Source organism: Pseudomonas sp. S2_A05, assembly GCF_054668485.1.
This window is the reverse complement of the sequence record NZ_CP162775.1, coordinates 3772497-3797366: the sequence shown is the minus strand read 5'-3', so window position 1 is coordinate 3797366 and position 24870 is coordinate 3772497. Positions and strand designations below refer to the sequence as shown.

The window sequence follows — 24870 nt, the reverse complement described above, 5'->3', positions numbered from 1 at the left end:
GGCCTTCAATCCAGTCCCAATTTCTTCAGCCGATAACGCATCGACCTGAACGACAGACTCAACCGCTGCGCCGCCGCCGTGCGGTTCCAGCGGGTTTCCTCCAGCGCCTGCAAAATCAGCTTCCTCTCGACGCTCTCCAGATAATCCTCGAGATTGTCGATCTGCGTCAGATCGGCCATCGCCCCGTCCGCCGTGCAATTGCCTTCGCTCAAACGCAGATCCTGCGCTTCGATCGTGCGGTTTTCACACAAGGTGTGCGCGCGTTCGAGAACATTCTCCAGTTCGCGCACGTTGCCGGGAAAGCGATAGTTCTTCAGCGCCTCCAGCGCTTGCGGGTGCAGGCGCGCTTCGGGTTGTCCGGTGTCTTTGGCCAGGCGCTTGAGCACGTGCATGGCAAGCGCCTCGATGTCGTCGCGGCGTTCGCGCAGGGACGGCACGCGCAGTTCGATGACGTTGAGCCGGTAATACAGATCCTGGCGGAAGCGTTCGGCCGAAACTTCGGCTTCAAGGTCTTTGTGCGTGGCGCAAAGGATACGCACGTCGACCACCGTTTCCTGCTGGCCGCCGACGCTGCGCACGGCTTTTTCCTGAATTGCCCGCAGCAGTTTCACTTGCATCGACAGTGGCAGATCGGCGACTTCATCGAGAAACAGAGTGCCGCCATGGGCCGCCTGGAATAGCCCCGGCTTGTCTTCGACGGCACCGGTGAAGCTGCCTTTGCGGTGGCCGAAAAATTCGCTTTCCATCAGTTCCGACGGAATTGCCCCGCAGTTCACCGGCACAAACGGCTGGCTGGCGCGCGGGCCTTGTTCGTGAATCAGACGCGCGACCAGTTCTTTGCCGCTGCCGGATTCACCACTGATGTACACCGGCGCCTGACTGCGTGCGAGCTTGTCGATCTGCTTGCGCAGATTGGCCATCGGCGGCGAATCGCCCAGCAAGCGTCGCTCGATTGCCGTGCTCAAGCCGCCCGCTGTCGGCAGGCGCAGCGCCGAGCTGACCAGTTCGCGCAGGCGCGGCAGCTCCACCGGTTTGGTGAGGAAATCGAACGCCCCGGCCTTCAATGCATTGATGGCCGTTTCCAGGCTTCCGTACGCAGTGATCATCGCCACCGGCAGGTTTGGATCGCGTTGCTGAATGTGTTGCACCAGCTCCAGCCCGGTGCCGTCGGGCAGGCGCATGTCGGTCAGGCACAGGTCAAAGTGCTCGCGCTGCAACAGCGCCTGAGCCTCGCCCAGATTGCGTGCGCTGAAGGTCTCGAGTTTCATCCGTCCCAGGGTGATTTCCAGGAGCTCGCGGATATCCGGTTCGTCGTCGACGATTAGAATTTTTGCCGTGGGCTTGTATTCAACTTTGTTTCCGTCCGTGAGCAAAAGTGATGCAAAAGCAGCCGCCGCCTTGGCGTGATTTGAAGTCTAGGCGTGCCTGGTTGCTTTCGCACAGCTCACGGGACAGATAAAGGCCAAGACCGGTGCCCTGACTGCTCGTAGTGAAGAACGGCTCAAACAGATGCGCCTGTTCATCGGCCGACACGCCGGGGCCGTTGTCCTGCACTTCGAGCACTGCCAATTGGCTGTCGGGGTCGACGAACAGTGCCAGCCAGACGTCGGCCTGCTCGTGCAGTTGGGCACTGTGACGCCAGGCGTTGCGGATCAGATTGTCGAGAATCTGCCGCAGCTGGTTGGGGTCCATCAGTGTGGTGAAATCGCCGGAATTGATTCGCAGATGAATGTGCTGGCGTTCGGTGGCCTGCTCGCGGGTTTCGCCGACGAAGTCTTCCAGCCACGGCTTGAGGTCCAGCCGTTGCGGCGCGCTTTGCTGGCGGCGGGACAGTTGCAGGACGTTTTCGATGACTCGGTTCATGCGCTGGGAGTGGTCTTGAATAATCTGCGTCAGACGTCGATCTGCGCTATCGAGTTCCTCGGACTCGGCCAACAGCTGCGCGGCATGACTGATCGCGCCCAGTGGATTGCGAATTTCATGGGAGATGCCGGCGGTCAAACGCCCGAGCGCAGCGAGCTTGAGTTGCTGGGCTTGTTGGGTGATTTGCGCCAGGTCTTCGAGAAACACCAGTGTCTGCTGGTTCGGACTCTGCTCGAGAGCGATGAAGCTGGGTTGCAGCTCAAGGCCATTGCCGGGGATTTTCAGGCTCTGCGGGCGCAAGGTCGGGTTGTTGCGCCACAGTTGCAGGCGCTCGACGAGTGCTGGCGAATATTCGTCGATCAAATGACCTTGCAGGTGACTATGGCCGAGCAGACTCTGCGCACTGTAATTGGCCAGTTGCACCCGGCGTTGTTCGTCGAGTACCAGAATGCCGGTGCGCATGCGTTGCAAGATCAACGCATTCAACGCCTCCAGGCTGACCACCTCGCTGGCGCGCTGTTCGGCCAGGGTCTCGCTGACTTCGAGGCGGCGGATCAACCCTTGCACCAGCAGCGAGGCGGCAAAGCACAGCGCACCGAGGGTGCCAGCTTGCAAGTAGGCGTTTGCGCTCAAGGGGCGGCTGAGCCCCAGCAGAAAGCTCAGGCCGACAATGCCGATCGCCGCAATGGCGGCAATCAGCAGGCCGATGCGTCGGCGTAGCAGGGTGTTGCTGATTGCCACCGAGACCACCAGCAGATTGCCCAGCGCACTGGCCACGCCGCCCGCCGCGTAGAACAGGCCGCACAACAGCAGCACGTCGACGAAGGCCAGGGTGAACAACTGCGCCGGGCGCCGGGTGTTTTCGAGGAACACCACCAACAGCATATTGATGATCAGGTACAGCCAGCTGCCACCGCGCAGCAGATCGTCGTTGGCCGACGTCAGCAGGCGGTTGTCCATGTTGCTGGAGATCAGCAACACCAGAGTGATGCCGACACTTAAACGGTAGAGGTGATAAAGGCGCAGCAGACGCTGCGCCTGTTTCTGGTCGGCGTTGACGGCCTCAGCGACCACTGGCGCCCGGGCCTTGCTCGAGATGAGCCTGGCTGCAATACCACAGTTGCTGGTTGCCCAGCGCGCGGTCGCGCGGCAGGTGCACGCCGCAGTGGGCGCAACGCACCATCGGCGGCGCGTCCCGTTCGCGCGGCGATCGGGCGGACGAGGCGGGGGCCTTGAATTTGCGCCAGAGCCAGATGGCGGCGAAGATCAGGGCAATCCAGAACAATAAACGAAGCATGATGAGCGGCTTTTCGACTGATGATCCGGCAGTTTAGCCAAGGACCCGATCAGCGCACAGCCTATTAAAGCGCGGCAATAAAAAAGGGAGATCCGCGGATCTCCCTTTTTTCGTACAGCCGGTGTGATCAGTCGAACACGCCGAAGGTCATGTAGCTGAACCACGAGCGGTCGGTGTCGCTGGATTCCGGTTCTGGCTCTTCGATCACGTCGCCGTTCTCGTCTTTAGGCTTGAGCTCGTTCGGGATCGCATCTTTCGCGTCCTGGAACTGCTTCTGCACGTCCTGGTTGGCGCGGGTTTCGCCCGGCGGCAGCGGTGGACGCGATTCGATCAGGCCCAAAGTCGCTTTGCTCAGGAACGAACGGTTGTCAGCTTCGGCTACGCGTGGCACGAACTGGCCATCCTCCAGGCTCGGGTGGTCCGGGTAGTTGAGCTTCAGGGTTTCCAGGCTGGTGGCCGCCAGATCGTCGAGGTGCAGACGCTGGTAGGCTTCAGTCATCACCGCCAGGCCGTCGCCGACCGATGGGGTTTCCTGGAAGTTCTCCACGACGTACTTGCCACGGTTGGCAGCGGCTACATAAGCCTGACGGGTCAGGTAGTAGTCAGCGACGTGGATTTCGTAGGCGGCCAACAGGTTGCGCAGATAGATCATGCGCTGCTTGGCGTCCGGCGCGTAGCGGCTGTTCGGGTAGCGGCTGGTCAGCTGCGCGAACTCGTTGTACGAGTCGCGGGCGGCGCCCGGGTCACGCTTGGTCATGTCAAGCGGCAGGAAGCGCGCCAGCAGGCCGACGTCCTGGTCGAACGAAGTCAGACCCTTGAGGTAGTACGCGTAATCCACGTTCGGATGCTGCGGATGCAAACGAATGAAACGCTCGGCGGCAGACTTTGCAGCTTCCGGCTCGGCGTTCTTGTAGTTGGCGTAGATCAACTCCAGCTGAGCCTGATCGGCGTAGCGACCGAACGGATAACGCGACTCCAGAGCCTTCAGCTTGGCTGTGGCGCTGGTGTAGCTGTTGTTGTCCAGGTCAGTCTGAGCCTGCTGATACAGCTCGGCTTCGCTGAGGTTTTCGTCTACGACTTCCTTCGATGAGCAAGCAGCGGTCAATGCGAGGATGGCGATCAGCAGCAGGTGTTTCACTTGCATGGCGGCTTGCGTCCCTATGACGGCCGCTGTCTTGGGCGGGGCCGTCCTGTTATGATGAGCGCCCCGTTGAAAAGCCTCGGGGCAAAAGACGCCGTATTTAACCACAAGCGCGCAGCCGAAACCAAAGGCTGTGCCGACGCCCAGTCCGAGCATGTCCGATAAAATTGAACTTCGCGCAGAGGTGCCGTCCGAATTGGGCGGCCAACGCCTCGATCAAGTCGCCGCCCAACTCTTCGCTGAGCACTCACGCTCGCGCCTTTCCGCCTGGATCAAAGAAGGTCGCCTGACTGTGGACGGGGCGGTGATCCGCCCGCGCGACATTGTGCATGGCGGTGCCGTCCTTGAGCTGACTGCCGAGCAGGAAGCCCAGTGGCGAGTGGATCGCCCAGGACATCGAGCTCGACATCGTCTATGAAGACGACGACATCCTGGTGATCAACAAGCCTGCGGGCCTGGTGGTGCACCCGGCCGCCGGTCACGCCGATGGCACCCTGCTCAACGCTTTGTTGCACCATGTGCCGGACATCATCAATGTCCCGCGCGCCGGTATCGTGCATCGTCTGGACAAGGACACCACCGGTCTGATGGTGGTGGCCAAGACCATTCAGGCGCAGACCAAACTGGTTGCGCAATTGCAGAGCCGCAGTGTCAGCCGCATCTATGAGTGCATCGTCATTGGCGTGGTCACCGCCGGTGGCAAGATCAACGCGCCGATCGGTCGTCACGGCCAGCAACGCCAGCGCATGGCAGTGATGGAAGGCGGCAAGCCTGCCGTCAGCCACTACCGCGTGCTCGAACGTTTCCGTTCGCACACCCACGTGCGGGTGAAACTGGAAACCGGTCGGACCCACCAGATCCGCGTGCACATGGCGCACATCAACTTCCCGTTGGTCGGCGATCCGGCGTACGGCGGGCGTTTCCGCATTCCGCCTGCGGCCAACCCGACCATGGTGGAATCGCTCAAGCACTTCCCGCGTCAGGCGCTGCACGCGCGCTTCCTTGAACTCGATCACCCGACGAGCGGTGAGCGCATGAGCTGGGAATCGCCGCTGCCGGAAGATTTCGTCTGGCTGCTGACCCTGCTCAAGCAGGATCGCGAGGCCTTCGTCGGATGAACTGGCTGACGCCGGACTGGCCTGCGCCGGCCAGCGTCAGGGCCTGTGTCACCACCCGCGAGGGTGGTGTCAGCGAGGCGCCGTTCGACAGCCTGAATCTGGGCGATCATGTCGATGATCGTCCGCAGGACGTCGCTGAGAACCGTCGACGCTTGACCGATCACTTCTCCATACAGCCTGCCTGGTTGCAGCAAGTGCACGGGATCACCGTTGCCCATGCTGATCCGGGCGTCGTTGCGACTGCAGATGCCAGTTGGACGGCAGCGCCGGGTATTGCCTGCGCGGCGATGACGGCAGACTGTTTGCCGGCATTGTTCTGCGATCGTGCCGGCACGCGTGTCGCGGCCGCTCATGCCGGTTGGCGGGGTCTGGCGGCGGGCGTGCTTGAGGCAACTCTCGACAGCCTCGATGTTCCTGCTGACGAGGTACTGGTCTGGCTCGGCCCGGCCATTGGCCCCAAAGCCTTTGAAGTCGGTCCGGAAGTACGGGAAGTCTTCATCAATCAACTGCCTGAAGCAGCAGAAGCGTTCGTACCGAGCAACAATGCCGGCAAGTTCATGGCTGATATCTATCTGCTGGCGCGCCTGCGTCTGGCTGAACGGGGTGTCACGGCTGTTTATGGTGGCGGTTTCTGCACCGTGACCGATCCGCGCTTCTTCTCCTATCGCCGTGCGTCGCGCACCGGTCGTTTCGCCTCCCTTGTTTGGCTCACCCGCTAAACTCTCTGATCTGCATCAACTCTCCGACGCTTGAATCTCCCAGAATCGACCGCATCTACAGTGGTATCTGGCAGGTTTCTTTATTCAGGATGGTTTCTTAGGTCCGGCCTGCTCAAAAGGAAGGTGACCCATGCGTATTGACCGTTTAACCAGCAAATTACAGTTGGCCCTGTCCGACGCCCAGTCGTTGGCGGTTGGCCACGATCATCCGGCCATCGAGCCGGCGCACTTGATGCAGGCCATGCTTGAACAGCAGGGCGGTTCGATCAAGCCGTTGCTGATGCAAGTAGGCTTCGACGTCAACAGCTTGCGTAAAGAGCTGACCAAAGAGCTCGATCAACTACCGAAAATCCAGAACCCGACCGGCGACGTCAACATGTCGCAGGATCTGGCGCGTCTGCTCAATCAGGCTGACCGTCTCGCTCAGCAGAAGGGCGACCAGTTCATTTCCAGCGAACTGGTGCTGCTCGCCGCGATGGACGAGAACAGCAAGCTCGGCAAGTTGCTGCTCGGCCAAGGCGTGAGCAAGAAAGCCTTGGAAAACGCGATCAACAACCTGCGTGGTGGCGAAGCGGTAAATGACGCCAACCACGAAGAGTCGCGGCAGGCGCTGGACAAGTACACCGTCGACCTGACCAAGCGCGCCGAAGAAGGCAAGCTTGATCCGGTGATCGGCCGTGACGACGAGATCCGCCGCACCATTCAGGTTCTGCAACGCCGCACCAAGAACAACCCGGTGCTGATCGGTGAACCGGGCGTGGGTAAAACCGCGATCGCCGAAGGGCTGGCGCAGCGCATCATCAACGGCGAAGTGCCGGACGGCCTTAAAGGCAAGCGCCTGCTGTCGCTGGACATGGGCGCGCTGATTGCCGGCGCCAAGTATCGCGGTGAGTTCGAAGAGCGCCTGAAATCGTTGCTCAACGAACTGTCGAAGCAGGAAGGGCAGATCATTCTGTTCATCGACGAACTGCACACCATGGTCGGCGCTGGTAAGGGCGAAGGCTCGATGGATGCCGGCAACATGCTCAAGCCTGCGCTGGCTCGCGGCGAGTTGCACTGCGTCGGCGCGACCACGCTCAACGAGTACCGCCAATATATAGAGAAGGACGCGGCGCTCGAGCGGCGTTTCCAGAAAGTCCTGGTGGACGAGCCGAGCGAGGAAGACACCATCGCAATCCTGCGTGGCCTTAAAGAGCGTTACGAGGTTCACCACAAGGTGGCGATCACCGATGGCGCGATCATCGCTGCGGCCAAGCTCAGCCATCGCTACATCACGGATCGACAGCTGCCGGACAAGGCCATCGACCTGATCGACGAGGCTGCCAGCCGTATCCGCATGGAGATCGACTCCAAACCGGAAGTACTCGATCGTCTGGAGCGGCGCCTGATTCAGCTGAAGGTGGAATCCCAGGCGCTGAAGAAAGAAAGCGACGACGCGGCGAAGAAACGCCTGGAAAAACTCCAGGAAGAAATCGAGCGTCACGAGCGTGAGTATTCCGATCTGGAGGAAATCTGGAACTCGGAGAAAGCCGAGGTGCAGGGTTCTGCGCAGATTCAGCAGAAGATCGAACAGTCGCGCCAGGAACTGGAAGCCGCGCGGCGCAAAGGCGACCTGAATCGCATGGCCGAGTTGCAATACGGGGTGATCCCCGATCTGGAACGCAGCCTGCAAATGGTCGACCAGCACGGCAAGAGCGAAAATCAGTTGCTGCGCAGCAAGGTGACTGAAGAAGAGATTGCCGAAGTCGTGTCGAAGTGGACCGGCATCCCGGTGTCGAAAATGCTCGAAGGCGAGCGCGACAAGCTGATGAAAATGGAGAGCCTGTTGCACAAACGGGTAATCGGTCAGGAAGAAGCGGTCGTGGCTGTGGCCAATGCCGTGCGGCGTTCCCGCGCCGGACTGTCCGACCCGAATCGTCCGAGCGGCTCGTTCATGTTCCTCGGCCCGACCGGTGTCGGTAAAACCGAGCTGTGCAAGGCGCTGGCCGAATTCCTTTTCGATACTGAAGAGGCGATGGTGCGGATCGACATGTCCGAGTTCATGGAGAAACATTCCGTGGCTCGTCTGATCGGTGCGCCACCAGGCTACGTCGGCTATGAAGAGGGCGGTTACCTGACCGAAGCGGTGCGTCGCAAGCCGTACTCGGTGATCCTCATGGACGAAGTCGAGAAGGCGCACCCGGATGTGTTCAACATCCTCCTGCAAGTGCTTGAGGATGGCCGTCTGACCGACAGTCACGGGCGTACGGTGGACTTCCGCAACACGGTGATCGTGATGACGTCCAACCTCGGGTCGATGCAGATCCAGGAACTGGTCGGTGATCGTGAGGCGCAGCGTGCTGCTGTGATGGACGCGCTGACCTCGCACTTCCGTCCTGAGTTCATCAACCGCGTTGACGAAGTGGTGATCTTCGAGCCGCTGGCGCGGGATCAGATCGCCGGCATTACCGAGATCCAGTTGGGCCGCCTGCGCAGCCGCCTGGCCGAGCGCGAGCTGAAGCTGGAGCTGAGCGCGGAGGCGATGGACAAGCTGATCGCCGTCGGTTACGACCCGGTGTATGGCGCACGTCCTTTGAAACGGGCGATCCAGCGCTGGATCGAAAACCCGCTGGCGCAGTTGATCCTGTCGGGTCATTTCATGCCGGGCGACACCGCCACCGGCAAGGTCGAGAACGACGAAATCGTTTTCGGCTAAGCCTCAGCGGCAATGAAACCGGGAAGGCCTCGCATTGCGAGGCCTTTTTTTCGCCAGGCTGTTGAACTCAAAGGAAAAGGCTTGTAAAGTGCGCCCCGCAGTCAGTCACCGGCAGCGTTTCAACCCACCGGGTTGGAATCTGAAATAAGTTGCAAATCATTAACTTGAAAGCAATTTAGGGGGTTGACAGAGGTGTTCTAGGTTGTAGAATAGCGCGCCTCAGACACACGAACGCAGCGATGCGAACGGGTGGCGAGATGCAACAAAGCTTCACCGTTGTAAATTGAAATGTGTAGTTCCGTGATAGCTCAGTCGGTAGAGCAAATGACTGTTAATCATTGGGTCCCAGGTTCGAGTCCTGGTCACGGAGCCAATTTCAAACCGGGGTATAGCGCAGTCCGGTAGCGCGCCTGCTTTGGGAGCAGGATGTCAGGAGTTCGAATCCCCTTACCCCGACCATATTTGGGTCGTTAGCTCAGTTGGTAGAGCAGTTGGCTTTTAACCAATTGGTCGTAGGTTCGAATCCCACACGACCCACCATTTTTGAAACCAGTTTGCGCTGGGATCGAATCTTAAGATCAGAGGCCAAAAGCGCTGATCGAAGAAGGCGATCTTTGAAAGGTCGCCTTTTTTTTACCGGGGTATAGCGCAGTCCGGTAGCGCGCCTGCTTTGGGAGCAGGATGTCAGGAGTTCGAATCCCCTTACCCCGACCATATTGAAAATCCTCGTATCGAAAGATGCGGGGATTTTTTTTGCCTGCTGAAAGGCGAATCCCTTCAAGTCGTCATACAACCTGCCGATAGCCCGCTAACACGAGGGGACTGCCAACGCTTCGCCCCTTGATCTGGCCATTACAAGAATAAGGGCGTTCGTCATGTTGCTTCGTCAGTTGAATATTGCTCCCCGGGCTGCCCCGGGATTTGCCCTGATCGCGGTGTTGGTGGCCTTGCTCGGCGTGTTTGCGCTGGGGCAGATGTCGAGCATTCGCGACAGTGAGGTGGCGGTGGAGAACCGCTGGTTGCCGAGCATTCGTGGCGGCGACGAGATCCGCGAGCTGATGTTGCGCATCCGTACCATCTCCCTGCGCATGGCGCTCGATCAGGATCCGGCCAATATCGCCACCTATCGCGGCCAGATGGACACCCGCGACAAGGAACTGAGCGAGAAAATCGCCGCCTACGACAAACTGGTCGACACTGCCGAAGGTCAGCAGCTGTATGACCAGTTCAAGAAAACCTTCGCCGCCTATCGCACCGGCATCGCCCAGTCATTCACCCTTGCCGAGCAAGGCAAGCGTGACGAGTTGACCAAATTGTTGCTGGTTGACATGAAGACCGTGGTCGACGGCTCCGGCAAGCAACTCAACGATCTCGCCGATCTGTTCGCCCGCCAGGTCGCCGCCGAAAGCGAGAAGTCCGCCGCGCATTATGAAACCTCGCGGACCATCGTCAGCCTGTTCATTGGTCTGGCAGCGCTGGCCACGGTGGCGCTGGCGATGTTGCTTACGCGCAGTATCGTGCGCCCGCTGAGCAGCGCTGTGGATGCCGCTGAAAGTGTCGCCAAGGGCGATCTCACGCGGCCGATCGAAACCCATGGCAACGACGAAGTCAGCCGCTTGCTCAAGGCCTTGGCGACGATGCAACAGAACCTGCGCGAGACGCTGCAAGGTATCAGCGGCTCAGCCACACAACTGGCCACCGCCGCTGACGAACTGAGCGCCGTCACCGTCGACAGCACCCAAGGCCTGCAAGAGCAGAACAACGAAATCGAACAAGCTGCCACTGCGGTCAACGAGATGACCGCTGCGGTGGAGGAGGTCGCGCGCAACGCGGTGTCGACGTCCGATGCCACGCGCCAGTCCAGTCAATCAGCGCAATTGGGCCAGGAGCGCGTCAGCGAAACCGCCAGTGCGATCAACGCCCTGGCCAGTGATGTACAGAACACCGGCGAACTGGTGCAGTCGCTGGCCAATCAATCGCAAGACATCGGCAAGGTTCTGGACGTGATTCGCGCAATCGCTGAGCAGACCAATCTGCTGGCGCTCAACGCTGCCATCGAGGCAGCACGTGCGGGCGAAAGCGGTCGCGGCTTTGCGGTGGTAGCCGATGAGGTGCGCGCGCTGGCGTATCGCACCCAGCAATCGACGCAGGAAATCGAACAGATGGTGCAAGGCATGCGCAGCGGTTCGAGCCAGGCGCTGGAGTCAATGCAGGCCAGCGCATCTCGTGCGGCGAGTACGCTGGTTCTCGCAGAGCGGGCAGGTGAGGCGTTGGTGACGATCACGGCGTCGGTGCACGAGATTCACGAGCGCAACCTGGTGATCGCCAGCGCTGCCGAGGAGCAGGCGCAAGTGGCGCGGGAAGTGGATCGCAATCTGGTGAACATTCGCGACCTGTCGGTGCGTTCGGCTGCGGGTGCTGACCAGACCAGCGCGTCGAGCCATGAGCTTTCGCAACTGGCCAATGCGCTACAGGGCATGGTGCGACGCTTTCAGCTCTGATGAACAGAGATCAATTGCAGGCCTTCGCCTGCTGATTTGCGCACAACACGAAACAATGTGGGAGCGAGCCTGCTCGCGAAGGGGCCGGATCATTCAACGACAGTGTTGACAGACCCACCGCTTTCGCGAGCAGGCTCGCTCCCACAGGTTGGCGCTTTAGTGCAGTTTCAGACGCGGTTCGGTGCCACGACCAATCTTGCTCCCCAGCATCAACATCGCTGTGCGGAACGGCCCGTACAGCGCCATCTGGTGCATACGGTACAGCGACACATAGAACATCCGCGCCAGCCAGCCTTCGAGCATGACGCTGCCGGTCAGGTTACCCATCAAGTTACCCACAGCAGAAAAACGCGACAGTGAAATCAGCGAGCCGTAGTCGGTGTATTTGTACTCCGGCAGGGTCTTGCCTTCGATGCGCAATTTCAGCGACTTGGCCAGCAGCGACGCCTGTTGGTGTGCCGCTTGTGCCCGTGGCGGCACGTTGCGATCGGTGCCCGGTTGCGGGCAGGCCGCGCAGTCGCCGAAGGCAAAGATGTTTTCGTCGCGAGTGGTTTGCAGAGTCGGCAGCACTTGCAGCTGATTGATGCGGTTGGTCTCCAGACCGTCGATGTCCTTGAGGAAACCCGGTGCGCGAATGCCGGCAGCCCAGACCTTCAGGCTGGCCTTGATCTCGTTGCCATCGGCGGTGATCAGGCTGTCGGCAGTCACTTCGCTGACTGCTGCGTTGGTCATCACATTGACCCCGAGCTTCTCCAGGGTCTTGTGCACCGGCCCGCTGATGCGCTCCGGCAGGGCAGGCAGCACCCGTGGGCCGGCTTCGATCAGCGTGATGTGCATGTTTTCCGGTTTGATCCGGTCCAGACCATACGCGGCCAATTCATGGGCGGCGTTGTGCAACTCTGCCGCCAGTTCGACGCCAGTGGCGCCAGCGCCGACGATGGCCACGCTGATCTGCTCGACCACGTCGGTCTGCCCGGCGTGGGCGCGCAGATAATGGTTGAGCAATTGCTGGTGGAAGCGCTCAGCCTGTTTGCGCGTATCAAGGAACAGACAATGCTGCGCCGCGCCCTGGGTGCCGAAATCGTTGGTGGTGCTGCCGACGCTGATCACCAGCGAGTCATAAGCCACTTCACGCGCCGGCACCAGCTCGACGCCGTTTTCGTCATAGGTCGCGGCCAACTGGATTTTCTTCTGCGCGCGATCGAGCCCGCTCATGCGCCCGAGCTGGAACTCGAAGTGGTTCCATTTCGCCTGCGCGACATAGTTGAGTTCGTCTTCGGAGGAGTTCAGGGAACCGGCGGCCACTTCGTGCAGCAGCGGCTTCCAGATGTGGGTCAGGTTCGCGTCGACCAGCATCACGCTGGCCGTGCCGCGCTTGCCCAGAGTCTTACCCAGGCGGGTAGCCAACTCCAGACCGCCGGCGCCGCCGCCGACAATGACAATACGATGGGACATAGGGATAACTCGCAAGGTTTTTAAAGGAAATCGGTGCGGTTACCCGAGGGAGCGCAAGGCAGCTCATAACGTCAGGTAACTGATAAATCGGCTCAACAGGCCCAGACCAATGGTCACTGCCAGCACCAGCACCAGGAGCATCCACGGCCGGAAAGGCCGGCGCTCGACACGGTGTTGGGACAATTGCAGGTACTCTTCGACATGCTTTTGGTCTTCGGGGTTCAGGCGGCTGGTCATATTTGCCTCGTCAGGTAGACGTTACTGAATGAGCACAGGCTACAGCGGTTTTCAGCCCGGATTGAACGCAGCGTAGCCGCTGTCCGGAACCGGTTCGACGCACACGCTATCGTCGAGGCGAATGATGCCGCTTTGTAACACCCGGGCGGTGATCCCGCCATGCCCGCGCACGGCTTGAAACGTGCCCGGGCCGAGATTGTTCTGCAAGCGTGCGCAGGGCTGACACCAGCCAGTGGTTTCGAGTATCGCTTGCCCGATGCGAAAGCGCCGCCCCTTCAGGCTAAACAAATTGATTCCGCTTATAACGAGATTGCGCCGCAGATCTTCAGGCCGGACCGGCTCGTCATCGGGACGGCCCATCAATGCATTGATCACCGCCAAGTGCTCCCACTGGATCAGCGTCACCTGTCGCGCATTGCGAATGCCCGGGCGGGCGTGGTCGCCGGTGAGCCCGGCTTCCAGCCGCGCCTCGACCGCGTCCAGCTCAAGCATCGGCCCACGGGATTCTGGACGCACACCGATCCAGCGCACACGACCGGTTTGCGGAACCTCGGCGATCAACTGCTGCAGCGGCGTCACAGGCTGATACCCACGTCGAACACAATGCTGCGGCCGAGGTTGCTGCGCAGAAAGTCCGGTGCGTCGGGGTGGGCGAACAACACGCGGGCGAATGTCGGGCCGACCAGCGACAGCGAGCGCCAGCCCTGACGCAGATATTCGGTCGGTGGCGGGAAATGACTGTTGAGATCGAGCACTTCGCGCTTGAGGCTGGCGAAGGCGATGATGTCCAGTTCACCCAGATCCATGCCGCGTTCCTTGTAGTTGTGCGCCTTCTTGCGCAGGGTTGGCGCCAGGCGCAGGAGAAATTCATTGGCCGGGATGCGCTTAGGTTTGGCTTCGCGGCGCACCAGTTGGCTCAGGGAAAACGCGCTGCGCCGACGCTGCAATTCGTCGCGCCATTCATCATTGAGACGGCGGCCCTCATCGAGGACGAAAAAAACTTCGAAATTGGCATCGCGAAACAACACGTCCGGCGGCTCACCGGCCGGGGCGAATTCGTCGGCGCGGTAGGGGATGTTCAGACCTTGCAGCAGGCGCTGGCAGACCCAACGCTCACGCTCCCATTTGCGGGCATTGGACAGGAACGCGTTGGCTTGCTCGGCCGCGATGGTCAGCAGGCGTAAATAATCTGAATCATCCATAAGCCCAAGCTTAGCGTCCAAATGCGACAAGCAGATAGCTTTGCATCGGCTCAGACATAAACGTCGCGCGATTGCGCCCTTGTAGGAGCTGCCGAAGGCTGCGATCTTTTGCTTTTATAAACAAGATCAAAAGATCGCAGCCTTCGGCAGCTCCTACAAAAAAGCGTGTCGAGTAGCAGGTGAGGGAATCATGATCGGTGCCGAACTGCTTTCAACGGCAAGCCTGACACTCGGCTGGCTGATTTATCTGCCGGCGCTGCTCTGGGCGATCATGCGTGCGCCATGGGTCGAGCTGTTCAGCGACAGTCGCCGGCAGCACTTGCTGTTCGGCACGGTGTTCGCGCTGTTTCTGCTGTGGCTGGTGCGCAGGGATTTCGACACCGGCGTGTCGTATCACTTCATCGGCATGACCGCGGTGACGCTGCTGCTCGATTGGCCGCTGGCGATTGTCGGCGGGCTGGTTGCGCAGATTGGCCTGGTGTTGTTGGGGCGACAGGATCTCGCAGCGGTCGGCGTCAATGGCGCGTTGCTGATTCTGCTGCCAGTGCTGATCACCGAATGCGTGGCGATTCTGGTCGAGCGTGCGCAGCCACGAAATCCGTTCGTTTACATCTTCTGTTCCGGTTTCTTCGCCGCCGCGTTGTCCGGCCTGTTGTGCCTGATCCTCAGCCTGACGCTGCTGTGGTACGACGGCCTCTTCGCCATGCCGGAATGGCTGGAAGATTTCGTCGGCTACCTGTGGTTGCTGCTGTTTCCCGAGGCTTTTATCAACGGCATGGTCGTCAGTGCATTGGTGGTGTTCTGCCCGGAATGGCTGGAGACCTTCAACCGCACCCGCTACCTTTCGGCGCCGTGGAAGGACGACGATCCGAAGTCTTGATCCACATCAAACCGGCCAGGCAGCAGAGATTTCATGCTCGCGCAAATTCCTTCAGGAGCAGTGGCATGGGCGTTTACGAATGGGCGCGGCAGGAAACCCGGCAGAGTCTGGAACTGGCGCAGGAGGTGGGCTTTGACCCGGGCCTGAGTTTGCGCGCCCTGCTCAGCGCCGTGGTGCAGCAGAGCAAGGCAGTGCGCAATGCCGAAGACTTGGCCGACGAGTTGCGCTTTCTCGCAGAGAACCTCGACGACAGTCAGGACTACGGCTTCATGCGGCCCTGAGGGCTCAGTGACGCGGATCGAAATCGCCGGAAAACAGCTCGTCCTCGGCATCCGGGGCGACCGGAATCTTGTGTTCTTCCGAGGCCCAGGCGCCGAGGTCGATCAGTTTGCAGCGGTCGGAGCAGAACGGACGGAATTTGTTCGCCGGGGTGAATTCGACGGGGGCGCCGCAGGTCGGGCATTCAACGGTTGGAATCTGGCTCATGCTTGGCCTCCGGATAAAGTCAGATAAAAGTGATGCAGACGCTCGACCTCGCTGTGCAGCCAGGCAACGTCGCGATCGTTGACGATCACATCGTCGGCACGGCTCACGCGGTCTTCACGGCTCGATTGCGCCTTGAGGATCGCCTGCACCTGCGCTTCGCTGGTCTGGTCACGCTGCAAGGTGCGTTCAATCTGCAGTTGTTGCGGCGCATCGATGACCAGAATGCGCTGGGTCATCGCGTATTGCCCGGACTCGATCAGCAACGGTGAAACCAGAATCGCGTAAGGCGATTTTGCCTGCGCCAGATGATGAGCGATTTCTTCGCCGATCAACGGATGCAACAGCGCCTCTAGCCAACGTCGCTGTTCGGGGTCTTCAAAAATCAGTTTGCGCAGGGCGGCGCGGTCCAGTGTGCCGTCGGCCTGCAACACGCCGGAACCGAAATGCTCGGCGATTTTCGCCAGCGCTGGACGCCCCGGCTCGACTACCCAGCGCGCCGCATGATCGGCATCCACCACATGCACACCGAGATCGATGAAGTGCTGCGCCGCCGCACTTTTGCCGCTGCCGATGCCGCCGGTCAGGCCGAGGATCCAGGGTTTTTCCACAGGGGTATTCATTTCAAACCGACAGACTGCCAATAGAAGTCGGTTATTTGACCACCCCAGAGCAAGGCAATCCAGCCGGCAATCGCCAGAAAGGGTCCGAAGGGGATCGGCGTCGAGGTTTCCTGGGCGCGCAGACGCAGCATGACAACGCCCAAAATCGCCCCCACCAGGGAAGATAGAAGAATCGTCAGCGGCAGAATCTGCCAGCCACCCCATGCGCCGAGCAAGGCCAACAGCTTGAAATCGCCATGGCCGATACCGTCCTTGCCGGTGAGCAGTTTGAACAGCCAGAACACCGACCACAGCGCCAGATAACCCGCGACCGCGCCCCACAACGCATCGGGCAACGCCACGAACACGCCGAAGCTGTTGACGATCAGCCCCAGCCACAGCAGCGGCAGCACCAGCACATCGGGCAGCAGTTGATGTTCGCAGTCGATCAGACTCATCGCCAGCAAGCCCCACGTCAGCAAGATCAGCAGACCTGCCGGCCAACCGAAGCCGAGATGCCAGGCAATGAATGCCGAGAGGACGCCGCAGGCCAGTTCGGTCAGCGGGTAACGTTTGCTGATCGGCGCCGAGCAGGCCGAGCAGCGACCGCGCAGCAGCAGATAACTGAGCAGCGGAATATTTTCCCACGGGCGGATCCGGTGTCCGCAATGCGGGCAAGCGGAGTGCGGCAGCATCAGGTTGTAAGTCGGCACAGGCGTTTCAGTGGGCAGGCCGAGCACATCTTGGGCCTGCTGGCGCCAGTCGCGCTCGAGCATCTTCGGCAGGCGCCAGACCACTACGTTGAGGAAGCTGCCGACCACCAGCCCGAGCAGCAGCGCGCTGACCACAAAGGCCAGCGGATACACGGCAAACAGTTCGTCGATAGGCATGTCAGATCGCTGAGCCGAGCTGGAAGATCGGCAGGTACATGGCCACCACCAGTCCACCGACGATGACCCCCAGCACCACCATGATGAACGGCTCCATCAGGCTGGTGAGGTTGTCGACCATGTTATCGACTTCCGCTTCATAAAAACCGGCGACCTTGTCGAGCATGTCATCCAGCGCGCCCGATTCCTCGCCGATGGCGGTCATCTGCACCGCCATGTTGGGAAACACACCGGTGCTGCGCATGGAGAAATTCAGTTGCATGCCGGTCGAGACGTCCTGCCGCACCCGCAACACCGCGCGCTTGAACACCACATTGCCGGTGGCACCGGCGACCGAATCCAGCGCTTCCACCAGCGGCACACCGGCTGCGAATGTGGTCGACAGGGTGCGGGCAAAACGTGCGACGGCGGACTTGTACGTCAAGGTGCCCACCAGCGGCAGCTTCAGCAGCCAGGCATCGCGCCGGTCGCGCAGGGCCTGCGAAGTCTTCAACGCGTGGCGAGTGCCGAAAAACACCGCCACCAGCGCAAAAAGAATCGCCCACCACCACTGCTGCATGAACTCCGACAGGCTGATGATCATCAGGGTGAAGCCCGGCAGTTCGGCGCCGAACCCGGAGAATACCGACTGGAACTGCGGCACCACTTTGACCAGCAGAATGCCGGTCACCACCGCCGCCACCAGCACCACCGCAGTAGGGTAAGTCATGGCCTTCTTGATCTTGGCCTTGAGCGCTTCGCTTTTTTCCTTATAGGTCGCGACCCGTTCGAGCAAAGTGTCGAGGGCACCGGACTGTTCGCCGGCGTCGACCAGGTTGCAGTACAACTCGTCGAAGTATTGCGGCTTCTTGCGCAGGGCCGTGGCGAAGCTGTTACCGGCCGCAACTTCCTGTTTGACCTCATCGACCAGTTTGCGCATGGCCGGGTTTTCGAAGCCTTCGCCGATGATGTCGAAGGACTGCAACAGCGGTACACCGGCCTTCATCATCGTTGCCATCTGCCGGGTGAACAGGGCGATGTCCTGCGGTTTGATGCGTTTGCCGAAGGTCAGCAGGGACGCGGATTTCTTGCGCACCTTGCCCGGGTTGATCCCCTGTTTGCGCAGTTGCGCCTTGATCAGTGCGGGGTTCTGTCCGCTCAACTCGCCGCTGACTTTACTGCCTTTGCGGTCCGTGCCTTCCCAAGCGTAAATGCTGACTTTCGCTGCCTTGACCGCCATGTTCAATCCTTGGTGACCCGGTTGATTTCCTCAAGGCTGGTGATGCCTTGCATCGCCTTGTGCAGCCCGGAAGTGCGCAGATCGGCGAAGCCGTCGCGGCGCATCTGAATATCGATTTCCAGCGAATTGCCTTCGGCCATGATCAACCGTTGCAGGTCCGGTGTGTTCTTTACCACTTCATAAATCCCCACGCGTCCTTTGTAACCGCCGTTGCAGTGATCGCAACCGACCGGCTCGTAGATCGTGAAATGACCGATGCGTTCCTCGGGGAAGCCTTCCTTGAGCAAGGTCTCGTGCGGGATTTCCAGCGGCCGCTTGCAGTGCGCGCACAATTTGCGCGCCAGCCGCTGGGCGATGATCAGGCTGACCGAGGTGGCAATGTTGAAACCGGGAATGCCCATGTTGTGCAGGCGCGTGAGGGTTTCCGCCGCGCTGTTGGTGTGCAGGGTCGACAGCACCAGGTGGCCGGTCTGCGCAGCCTTTATCGCGATCTCGGCGGTTTCCAGGTCGCGGATCTCGCCGACCATGATCACGTCCGGGTCCTGACGCAGAAACGAGCGCAGCGCCTGGGCAAAGTCCAGCCCTTGGCGGGGATTGACGTTGACCTGGTTGATGCCTTCCATGTTGATTTCCACCGGGTCTTCGGCGGTGGAAATGTTGATGTCGACGGTGTTGAGGATGTTCAGCCCGGTGTACAGCGACACGGTTTTACCGGAGCCGGTGGGGCCGGTGACCAGAATCATCCCTTGCGGCTGTTTCAGCGCGGCCAGGTACAAGGCCTTTTGTTCGGCCTCGTAGCCCAGCGCATCGATGCCCATCTGCGCACTGGACGGGTCGAGAATCCGGATCACCACTTTTTCGCCCCACAGGGTCGGCAAGGTGTTGACGCGAAAATCGATGGATTTGCTTTTCGACAGGCGCATCTTGATCCGCCCGTCCTGGGGTTTGCGGCGTTCCGAAATATCCAGACTGGCCATGACTTTCAAACGTGCGGCAATACGCCCGGCCAGCTGAATCGGCGGCTTGGCCACCTCGCGCAGCATGCCGTCGGTGCGCATGCGCACCCGGTAATTTTTTTCGTACGGCTCGAAATGCAGGTCGGACGAGCCGCTCTTGATCGCATCGAGCAGCATTTTGTGCACAAAACGTACGACCGGGGCGTCGTCAGCATCGAGGCCGCCGATCACGTCCTGTTTGTTGTCATCAATGGACTCGACGTCGAGGCCGTCGAGATCGACATCGGCCATTTCCTCCAGGCCCGAGGCATGGCTGTCGAAGAACTTGTCGATGGCGTCGCTGAGTTTGTCGTCCTCGACCAGAATCGCTTCGGTGCTCAGGCCGGTGCTGAACTGGATGTCGCTGATCGCCTGCTGATTGCTCGGGTCGGAAAGGCCCACGAACAGTTTGTTGCCGCGCCGCCACAAGGGCAGGGCGCAATGCTGACGAACCAGTTTTTCACTGACCAGGCCCTTGGGCTGAGTCTCTTTGTCGAGGCAATGCAGATCGAGCAGGGCCATGCCGAAATGTTCCGAGGCGATCTCGGCAATTTGCCGGCTGTTGACCAGTTTGTTGTGCACCAGGTAATTGACCAGCGACACGCGATTGCGCTGGGCCTGCGCCCAGGATTGCCGGGCACTTGTTTCCGTGAGCAGTTCGGCCTGGACCAATTGCTTGGCCAGACCGCTCAGAGCGATGTCATTCATGGGGATTCCGCACGCTTGCCGTTCATGACTTATAGCCTAGTCAAGTGACAGCGCCAAACACGGCCGGTGCAGGTGACAAAAAGTGTCAGATAGTGCGGTTGCGGGTTGTAGGAAACGGCGCAGGCGATTGCGCGCGCCCAGCAGGCGGGGCCTGAAAGGCGTTGGCATGGGCTGTGCTGAGCCTTGTTCAGATCATGAGATTTCGACTCATGCATGGAGCGTGTCTATGAAAAAACAACAAGGTTTCACATTGATCGAGCTGCTGATCGTTGTGGCGATCATCGGCATTCTGGCGACTATCGCCCTGCCGCAGTATTCGAAGTATCAGGCGCGGTCGAAGGTGACCGCTGGGATTGCGGAAGCATCAGCTCTTAAGGTCAATTTTGAAGACGTGATCAATGCCGGATCGACTGACCCGAGCATTACCAACGTGAACGGCGGCACAGCGGCCACGCAGAATTGCACGTTGGCGGCCTCCGGAAAAGTCGCCGATGGGACGGGTACTATTACTTGTACGCTGCTCAACGCTCCAGCGCCTGTTCTCGGCCAGACCGTAACGCTGACACGCAGTCCTACCACTGGCTGGACCTGTAAGTTCTCCGGCTCGAAAGAATATACAACTACGAGCTGCCCGGGCGTTTGACACGCACCTGCAACTTAAAAAGCTCCGCAATTGCGGAGCTTTTTATTACGCAACGGTTTTTAAAAGCTCCAATAATTTCAGCAGCTTATGAACTTTCCAAAAAACCGCAACTTGCATGTGATTTTCACGCACGTCATGCATTTTGCATGAAAATGAAAATCAGCGTTTTTCATAACTGTTTGTTTTTAAACGATTTTATGCGGTCGAAAAAGTTGGCACAGCGTTCGCAATATCTCCGGTAACCCTGCTGACAAGCGTTACAGCAGACTTCCAGTAAAAACAGGAGTTACTCGTATGAAGAAGTTCGCTATCACTGCCGCTGCTACCGCTCTGACCCTGACCATGGCTGGTGGCGCTTTCGCCCAGTCCGCTCAGGCTACCCAGTCGCCAATGGTTCTGGCTGCCGGTGAAGTTACCAAGGCTAAAGAAGCTACTTCCGACACTTGGATCACCACCAAAGTGAAAGGCGATCTGGTTACCGAAAAAGGTATTCCAGGCACCGACATCAAAGTCGAAACCAACAAAGGTGTAGTTTCCCTGTCTTCTGACGTAGCAGTAACAGACGCTCAGAAAGCTACCGCTGTCGCGATCACCAAAAAGATCAAAGGCGTTAAAGCAGTTTCTGCTGACGGCCTGAAAGCCGAGTAAGGCAAGACTTCTCGCCTGAACCGGGAGAAGACGCGACAGACGGGCCGAGCAATACGTCTGCCGCAACTTTAGAGTTCATGCGAACGGTCACACGGATGTGACCATTACAGGCCCCGGCACTTGTGTCGGGGCCTGTTCTATTTGGAGAATCAAAAGATCGCAGCCTTCGGCAGCTCCTACAGGGAAATGCATTCCAAATGTAGGAGCTGCCGAAGGCTGCGATCTTTTGCTCTTCTCAGTTACCGCGTTTGCTGTTGATCTGCCGCAGGCGATTGCCTTCGAAGCGCAGGTACTGGTACATGCCGTTGTTTGGTCCGTAGGTCCATTCCTCGACCTGAAACTCTTCGCGGCGATTGGCACTGCGCTTGTAGCCGAGCACATCGCGACTGACCGGCTCACCACATTTTTGCAGCACTTCGCTGGCGCGGTCGCCGAGGCTGATCAATTGGCTGCCGCAGCGCAATGTATCCGACGCCGACGCATGGCCGGCGGCGCACGTCAGAGCAAGCACAGCCAGCCAGTTACGCACGGTCATTCGGCATCCAGGTGCATTTGCGTCACCACGCGGCCGTCGCTTTCGGCCTCGCCGAGGTTGGCGTCGATGAAGTACACGCGGTCATCCTCGAGCTTGCCCTTGTCGACCAGGTAATCCTTGATGGTGCTGGCGCGGTCCTGGCCCAACTGGCGCAACAGCACCTCGCTGCCACTCCAGAATGCGATCACGCCCTGGCGCATTTTCGCCGTGCGTTCTTCTTTGCCGAGGTCTTTCCATTCTGCCGGTGGCTGGGTTTTCAAGCGGGTGCGGTAGATGCCTTCGAGCAACGCGCCTTTCTCGCTTTCGGGCACTTGCAACAGCGAGGCCTGGGCCGGGACTTTGTCGCCACGGCGCTGGAGCATCTTGTAGTAGTTGTACTGATATTCGCGTTCCAGACGTTGCTCGGCCAGCAGTGGCCCATCGCTGCTCTTCGCGGCCGTGCCTTCGATTTCCAGGCGCAGCGCCGGACGTTCCTTGAGTGCCTGCGACAGTTTCACCAGCGCCGCTTCGGCGTCTTTGCTCAGATCGCTGGAGCCCGGCGCGAAGGACACCGTGCCGAGGTCTTCGGAGCCGCCGCCACTGACCAGCCCGCCGATCATTTTGAACGGTGCGGCGGCCGCTTTGACGATCAAATTGCGCAGGGTTTGCCAGACGATCGGCATCACGCTGAACTGTGGATTATTCAGGTCGCCGGTCACCGGCAATTCGATGGAGATCTTGCCGTCGACGTCCTTGAGCAGGGCGATCGCCAGTTTCAGCGGCAGACTCACTGCATCAGGGCTGTCGACCTTCTCGCCCAGTTGCAGCTGCTCGACGACGACTTTGTTCTCGGCTTTCAGCTGGCCTTTGGTGATCAGGTAGTGCAGATCAAGGTTGAGCCGGCCCTTGCGGATGCGATAGCCGGCGAATTTGCCGGAGTAGGGCGTCAGGGTCGTCAGTTCGACGCGCTTGAAGCTGGTGGCGATGTCGAGGCTGGCCATCGGGTCGAACGGATTGACCGCACCCTTGATGGTCACCGGCGCATAACGGTCGACCTTGCCTTTGATATCGACGCTGGCCGGCTTCGCCTGACGACTGTCAATGGTGCCGATCTGACCGTTGAGCTGCTGCACGGCGGTGGCGAAATTCGGCGTCAGGCTGAAGTCGGCGAAGTTGGCCGAGCCGTCGTTGATCGCAATCGCGCCGATGTGAATACCCAGCGGTTTGTCCTTTCCTGCCGGTTTGGCTGCGGTGCTTTTTGCTCCGCTGTCGGCCGGTTGCGGGATCAGCAGGTCGTCGACGTTGGTGGTGCGATCGTCGTTGATCATGAAGCGTACATAGGGCTGCAACAGGTTGACCTTGTCGATCGACAGGCTGTCGCCGTGCTGATAGTTGATGCCGTCGACCACTACTTGCTGCCATTTGAGAAAATCGCGGGTCTTGAGCGTATCGAGGGTGTGCAGTTGATCGATCTGCGCGCGGCCGGTGACGCTGAGGGCCAGTGGTTCGGTGCTTTTCAGGTTGACCTTGAGGTCACTGCCGAGCATGCCGCTGCGCAGTTCCAGGCGAATGAACGGGTTGATATAGGACTGCGCGACACGCAGGTCGACGTCCTGGGTTTTCACGTTGAGCTGCGCGTTGACCGGGGCCAGATTGACCGTGCCGTCGGCGCTGATCTTGCCTTGCTTGCCCAGGCCGCTGTCGAGCTTGAGCTTGAAAGGCGAGCCGTTGAGGCTGTCGAAATCCTGCAGATCGACGTTCAGCGGGGTGATGTCCAGCGCTACTGCCGGTTGCGCCGAGCGGTCGGCGAGATGGACCGTGTAGTTGCGCAGTTGCACATCCTTGACCAGCACCTGCCATGGCTTGCTCGGCGCGCTTGGCTCAGGTTTCGGCGAGTCGGCGGCGGCCGGTGTATCCGCCGGTTCGGCAGCGGCTTTGGCAGCCGGTTTCGACGGTTGGCTGGCGAACAGCTTCTGCCAATCCAACTGGCCGTCGGCTTCCAGCGCCGCCCAGGTTTCCAGTTTGTTGCTGCGGATCTTGCCGACCACCACTTGCTGCTTGGCCAGGTCCAGCGAGGTTTCGCTGACGTCGAGGCGTTCGAGCCCGGCCAGCGGACGTCCGTCCGGAGCCTTGATGGCGAACGGCGCAATGCTCACCGCGACGTTGTTCAGCAGCAGTTCGGTCTGTTTCGACAGGTTGAGTTTGTACTCGGTGCTGAGGCTGACCACGCCGTTTTCCAGCACTAGCGGCACGGCGTCGCGCACGTAGGGCCAGAAGGATTTCATCTGGCCATCGGTGACTTTCAGGGTGCCTTCGGAGGTGAACGGGATCAGGCTGAAATTGCCGGTCCAGTCGATCCGCCCGCCAGCGGGGCCGATGGCGACGAGGGTCATGTCGGCGCTGTCCTCGGGCAGGGTACTGAGGTTTTTCAGCTCGAAACTGAGGTCGTCGTAAAGAAATTCGATCGGCTCGCTGGGCCGCATATCCTCGAAATGCACCACGCCGCCGGCCAGTTTGATGTTGTCGATACGCAGCGGGAATGGCTTGGCGTCGGGATCGGCGGGTGTCGGCTCGCTCGGCGGCACGTTGAACAGGCCGAGCAGGTTGAGCTTGCCGTCCTTGGCGAAGAGGATTTCGCTTTTGGGTTTGTCCAGTTCGATGTCGGACAGATGCAGCGCTTTGGTCCACAGGCTGTCGATTTGCAGGTTGGCATAGAGGCGATCGAAGCCGACCTGCTCCTTGCCCGGCTCGCCGATCACCAGCCCCCACAGGGTGACCTCAAGGCTGAAGGGGTTGAGTTCGATGCGCTGCAGATGCGCCGGCATCGTCGCGTAGTTCGCCAGTTGCTGGTTGGCCACGCGCAAGGCAATGCCCGGCAGGATCAAAAACCCCAGCAGGCTGTAGAGGGCCAGGGCTGTCAGCAGTGCGCCAATCGCGCGAATCAATCCTTTGGGCATGTGCGGCTTCATCTGTCTGAATCGGAGTGCCTTGGAGTATGGCACGCGATTCTGGTTCCGAAGTGCTTGATGTGGGACAGGATTGTTCAGAAATTTCTGTAGG

22 protein-coding genes, 4 tRNA genes and 1 pseudogene are annotated in these 24870 nt (G+C 60.0%); 12 read left to right on the top strand and 15 right to left on the bottom strand.

The annotated features are described in order from the left end of the window. Positions 1-5 precede the first annotated feature (5 nt). The 4 genes from AB4O12_RS17300 to AB4O12_RS17285 form a co-directional block, all read right to left on the bottom strand. Positions 6-1373 carry a sigma-54-dependent transcriptional regulator gene (locus AB4O12_RS17300; protein WP_460059219.1) on the bottom strand — a complete coding sequence of 456 codons (1368 nt, stop codon included), beginning with the start codon at positions 1371-1373 and terminating at the stop codon, positions 6-8. After that, complete coding sequence (locus AB4O12_RS17295; protein ID WP_460059217.1) at positions 1348-2937, bottom strand: sensor histidine kinase; 1590 nt, start codon at positions 2935-2937, stop codon at positions 1348-1350. Before AB4O12_RS17295 ends, AB4O12_RS17300 begins: the two co-directional genes overlap by 26 nt. Beyond that, on the bottom strand, positions 2927-3160 hold the full coding sequence (locus AB4O12_RS17290; protein ID WP_460059215.1) for a PP0621 family protein: 234 nt from the start codon (positions 3158-3160) through the stop codon (positions 2927-2929). The genes AB4O12_RS17295 and AB4O12_RS17290 overlap by 11 nt, the downstream gene beginning before the upstream one ends. 127 nt (positions 3161-3287) lie before the next feature. After that, the gene (locus AB4O12_RS17285; protein ID WP_056790462.1) at positions 3288-4304 is read right to left on the bottom strand and encodes an outer membrane protein assembly factor BamD; all 1017 of its coding nucleotides are present in this window, start codon (positions 4302-4304) and stop codon (positions 3288-3290) included. Positions 4305-4455: 151 nt separating this feature from the next. Here AB4O12_RS17285 and rluD point away from each other — a divergent pair. The 8 genes and pseudogenes from rluD to AB4O12_RS17245 all read left to right on the top strand — a co-directional run bounded on the left by rluD (position 4456) and on the right by AB4O12_RS17245 (position 11334). Next, a pseudogene (gene rluD, locus AB4O12_RS17280) lies at positions 4456-5419 on the top strand (23S rRNA pseudouridine(1911/1915/1917) synthase RluD). Further along, the gene (gene pgeF / locus AB4O12_RS17275) at positions 5416-6138 is read left to right on the top strand and encodes a peptidoglycan editing factor PgeF (RefSeq protein WP_056790460.1); all 723 of its coding nucleotides are present in this window, start codon (positions 5416-5418) and stop codon (positions 6136-6138) included. The pseudogene rluD and the gene pgeF overlap by 4 nt, the downstream one beginning before the upstream one ends. Positions 6139-6268: 130 nt before the next feature. Continuing rightward, on the top strand, positions 6269-8833 hold the full coding sequence (clpB, locus tag AB4O12_RS17270) for an ATP-dependent chaperone ClpB (RefSeq protein ID WP_460059212.1): 2565 nt from the start codon (positions 6269-6271) through the stop codon (positions 8831-8833). 297 nt (positions 8834-9130) lie between these two features. Continuing rightward, a tRNA-Asn gene (locus tag AB4O12_RS17265) sits at positions 9131-9206 on the top strand. 9 nt (positions 9207-9215) lie between these two features. Then, positions 9216-9292 (top strand) — tRNA-Pro (locus AB4O12_RS17260). A 5-nt stretch (positions 9293-9297) separates the two neighbouring features. Continuing rightward, positions 9298-9373 (top strand) — tRNA-Lys (locus AB4O12_RS17255). Positions 9374-9470: 97 nt separating this feature from the next. Then, positions 9471-9547 (top strand) — tRNA-Pro (locus AB4O12_RS17250). 161 nt (positions 9548-9708) lie between these two features. Next, positions 9709-11334 (top strand): methyl-accepting chemotaxis protein, encoded by a 1626-nt coding sequence (locus tag AB4O12_RS17245; protein WP_460059210.1) that lies wholly within the window; start codon positions 9709-9711, stop codon positions 11332-11334. Positions 11335-11490: 156 nt separating this feature from the next. Here AB4O12_RS17245 and AB4O12_RS17240 read toward each other — a convergent pair whose 3' ends face one another. The 4 genes from AB4O12_RS17240 to AB4O12_RS17225 form a co-directional block, all read right to left on the bottom strand. After that, positions 11491-12789 (bottom strand): NAD(P)/FAD-dependent oxidoreductase, encoded by a 1299-nt coding sequence (locus AB4O12_RS17240; RefSeq protein ID WP_016773144.1) that lies wholly within the window; start codon positions 12787-12789, stop codon positions 11491-11493. 63 nt (positions 12790-12852) lie between these two features. Further along, positions 12853-13026, bottom strand: a complete 174-nt coding sequence (locus AB4O12_RS17235; RefSeq protein ID WP_007909875.1) for a DUF3094 domain-containing protein — start codon at positions 13024-13026, stop codon at positions 12853-12855. Positions 13027-13077: 51 nt separating this feature from the next. Next, positions 13078-13605, bottom strand: a complete 528-nt coding sequence (locus tag AB4O12_RS17230) for an MOSC domain-containing protein (RefSeq protein WP_460059207.1) — start codon at positions 13603-13605, stop codon at positions 13078-13080. Next, positions 13602-14228, bottom strand: coding sequence for a DUF1780 domain-containing protein (locus tag AB4O12_RS17225; protein WP_007909887.1), 627 nt, complete (start codon positions 14226-14228; stop codon positions 13602-13604). The genes AB4O12_RS17230 and AB4O12_RS17225 overlap by 4 nt, the downstream gene beginning before the upstream one ends. Positions 14229-14418: 190 nt before the next feature. Between AB4O12_RS17225 and AB4O12_RS17220 the strand changes: the two genes are divergently transcribed. Continuing rightward, positions 14419-15108: an energy-coupling factor ABC transporter permease gene (locus AB4O12_RS17220; RefSeq protein ID WP_041477814.1), complete on the top strand. Its 690-nt coding sequence runs from the start codon at positions 14419-14421 to the stop codon at positions 15106-15108. A 65-nt stretch (positions 15109-15173) separates the two neighbouring features. Next, on the top strand, positions 15174-15389 hold the full coding sequence (locus AB4O12_RS17215) for a hypothetical protein (RefSeq protein WP_016773148.1): 216 nt from the start codon (positions 15174-15176) through the stop codon (positions 15387-15389). 4 nt (positions 15390-15393) lie between these two features. On the opposite strand, the gene yacG is transcribed toward AB4O12_RS17215, so the two are convergent. The 5 genes from yacG to pilB are packed head-to-tail and all read right to left on the bottom strand — an operon-like array spanning position 15394 to position 20005. Further along, on the bottom strand, positions 15394-15594 hold the full coding sequence (yacG, locus tag AB4O12_RS17210; protein WP_016773149.1) for a DNA gyrase inhibitor YacG: 201 nt from the start codon (positions 15592-15594) through the stop codon (positions 15394-15396). Then, entirely contained in the window at positions 15591-16214 is a 624-nt protein-coding gene (coaE, locus tag AB4O12_RS17205) for a dephospho-CoA kinase (protein ID WP_460059204.1), read from the bottom strand. Before coaE ends, yacG begins: the two co-directional genes overlap by 4 nt. Continuing rightward, complete coding sequence (locus tag AB4O12_RS17200) at positions 16211-17083, bottom strand: prepilin peptidase (protein WP_256811000.1); 873 nt, start codon at positions 17081-17083, stop codon at positions 16211-16213. Before AB4O12_RS17200 ends, coaE begins: the two co-directional genes overlap by 4 nt. 1 nt (position 17084) lies before the next feature. Then, complete coding sequence (locus tag AB4O12_RS17195; protein WP_460059201.1) at positions 17085-18302, bottom strand: type II secretion system F family protein; 1218 nt, start codon at positions 18300-18302, stop codon at positions 17085-17087. A 2-nt stretch (positions 18303-18304) separates the two neighbouring features. Further along, positions 18305-20005: a type IV-A pilus assembly ATPase PilB gene (pilB, locus tag AB4O12_RS17190; RefSeq protein WP_056790439.1), complete on the bottom strand. Its 1701-nt coding sequence runs from the start codon at positions 20003-20005 to the stop codon at positions 18305-18307. Between the two features lie 226 nt (positions 20006-20231). On the opposite strand from pilB, the gene AB4O12_RS17185 reads away from it, so the two are divergent. Together AB4O12_RS17185 and AB4O12_RS17180 are read left to right on the top strand one after the other, a co-directional pair. Next, positions 20232-20648: a pilin gene (locus AB4O12_RS17185; RefSeq protein ID WP_056790436.1), complete on the top strand. Its 417-nt coding sequence runs from the start codon at positions 20232-20234 to the stop codon at positions 20646-20648. Between the two features lie 294 nt (positions 20649-20942). Next, positions 20943-21296, top strand: a complete 354-nt coding sequence (locus AB4O12_RS17180) for a BON domain-containing protein (protein ID WP_150638507.1) — start codon at positions 20943-20945, stop codon at positions 21294-21296. Between the two features lie 235 nt (positions 21297-21531). On the opposite strand, the gene AB4O12_RS17175 is transcribed toward AB4O12_RS17180, so the two are convergent. Both AB4O12_RS17175 and AB4O12_RS17170 read right to left on the bottom strand, forming a co-directional pair. After that, positions 21532-21831 (bottom strand): DUF2845 domain-containing protein, encoded by a 300-nt coding sequence (locus AB4O12_RS17175; RefSeq protein WP_039761633.1) that lies wholly within the window; start codon positions 21829-21831, stop codon positions 21532-21534. Next, positions 21828-24779 carry a DUF748 domain-containing protein gene (locus tag AB4O12_RS17170; protein ID WP_460059197.1) on the bottom strand — a complete coding sequence of 984 codons (2952 nt, stop codon included), beginning with the start codon at positions 24777-24779 and terminating at the stop codon, positions 21828-21830. The genes AB4O12_RS17175 and AB4O12_RS17170 overlap by 4 nt, the downstream gene beginning before the upstream one ends. Between the last annotated feature and the right edge of the window lie 91 nt (positions 24780-24870).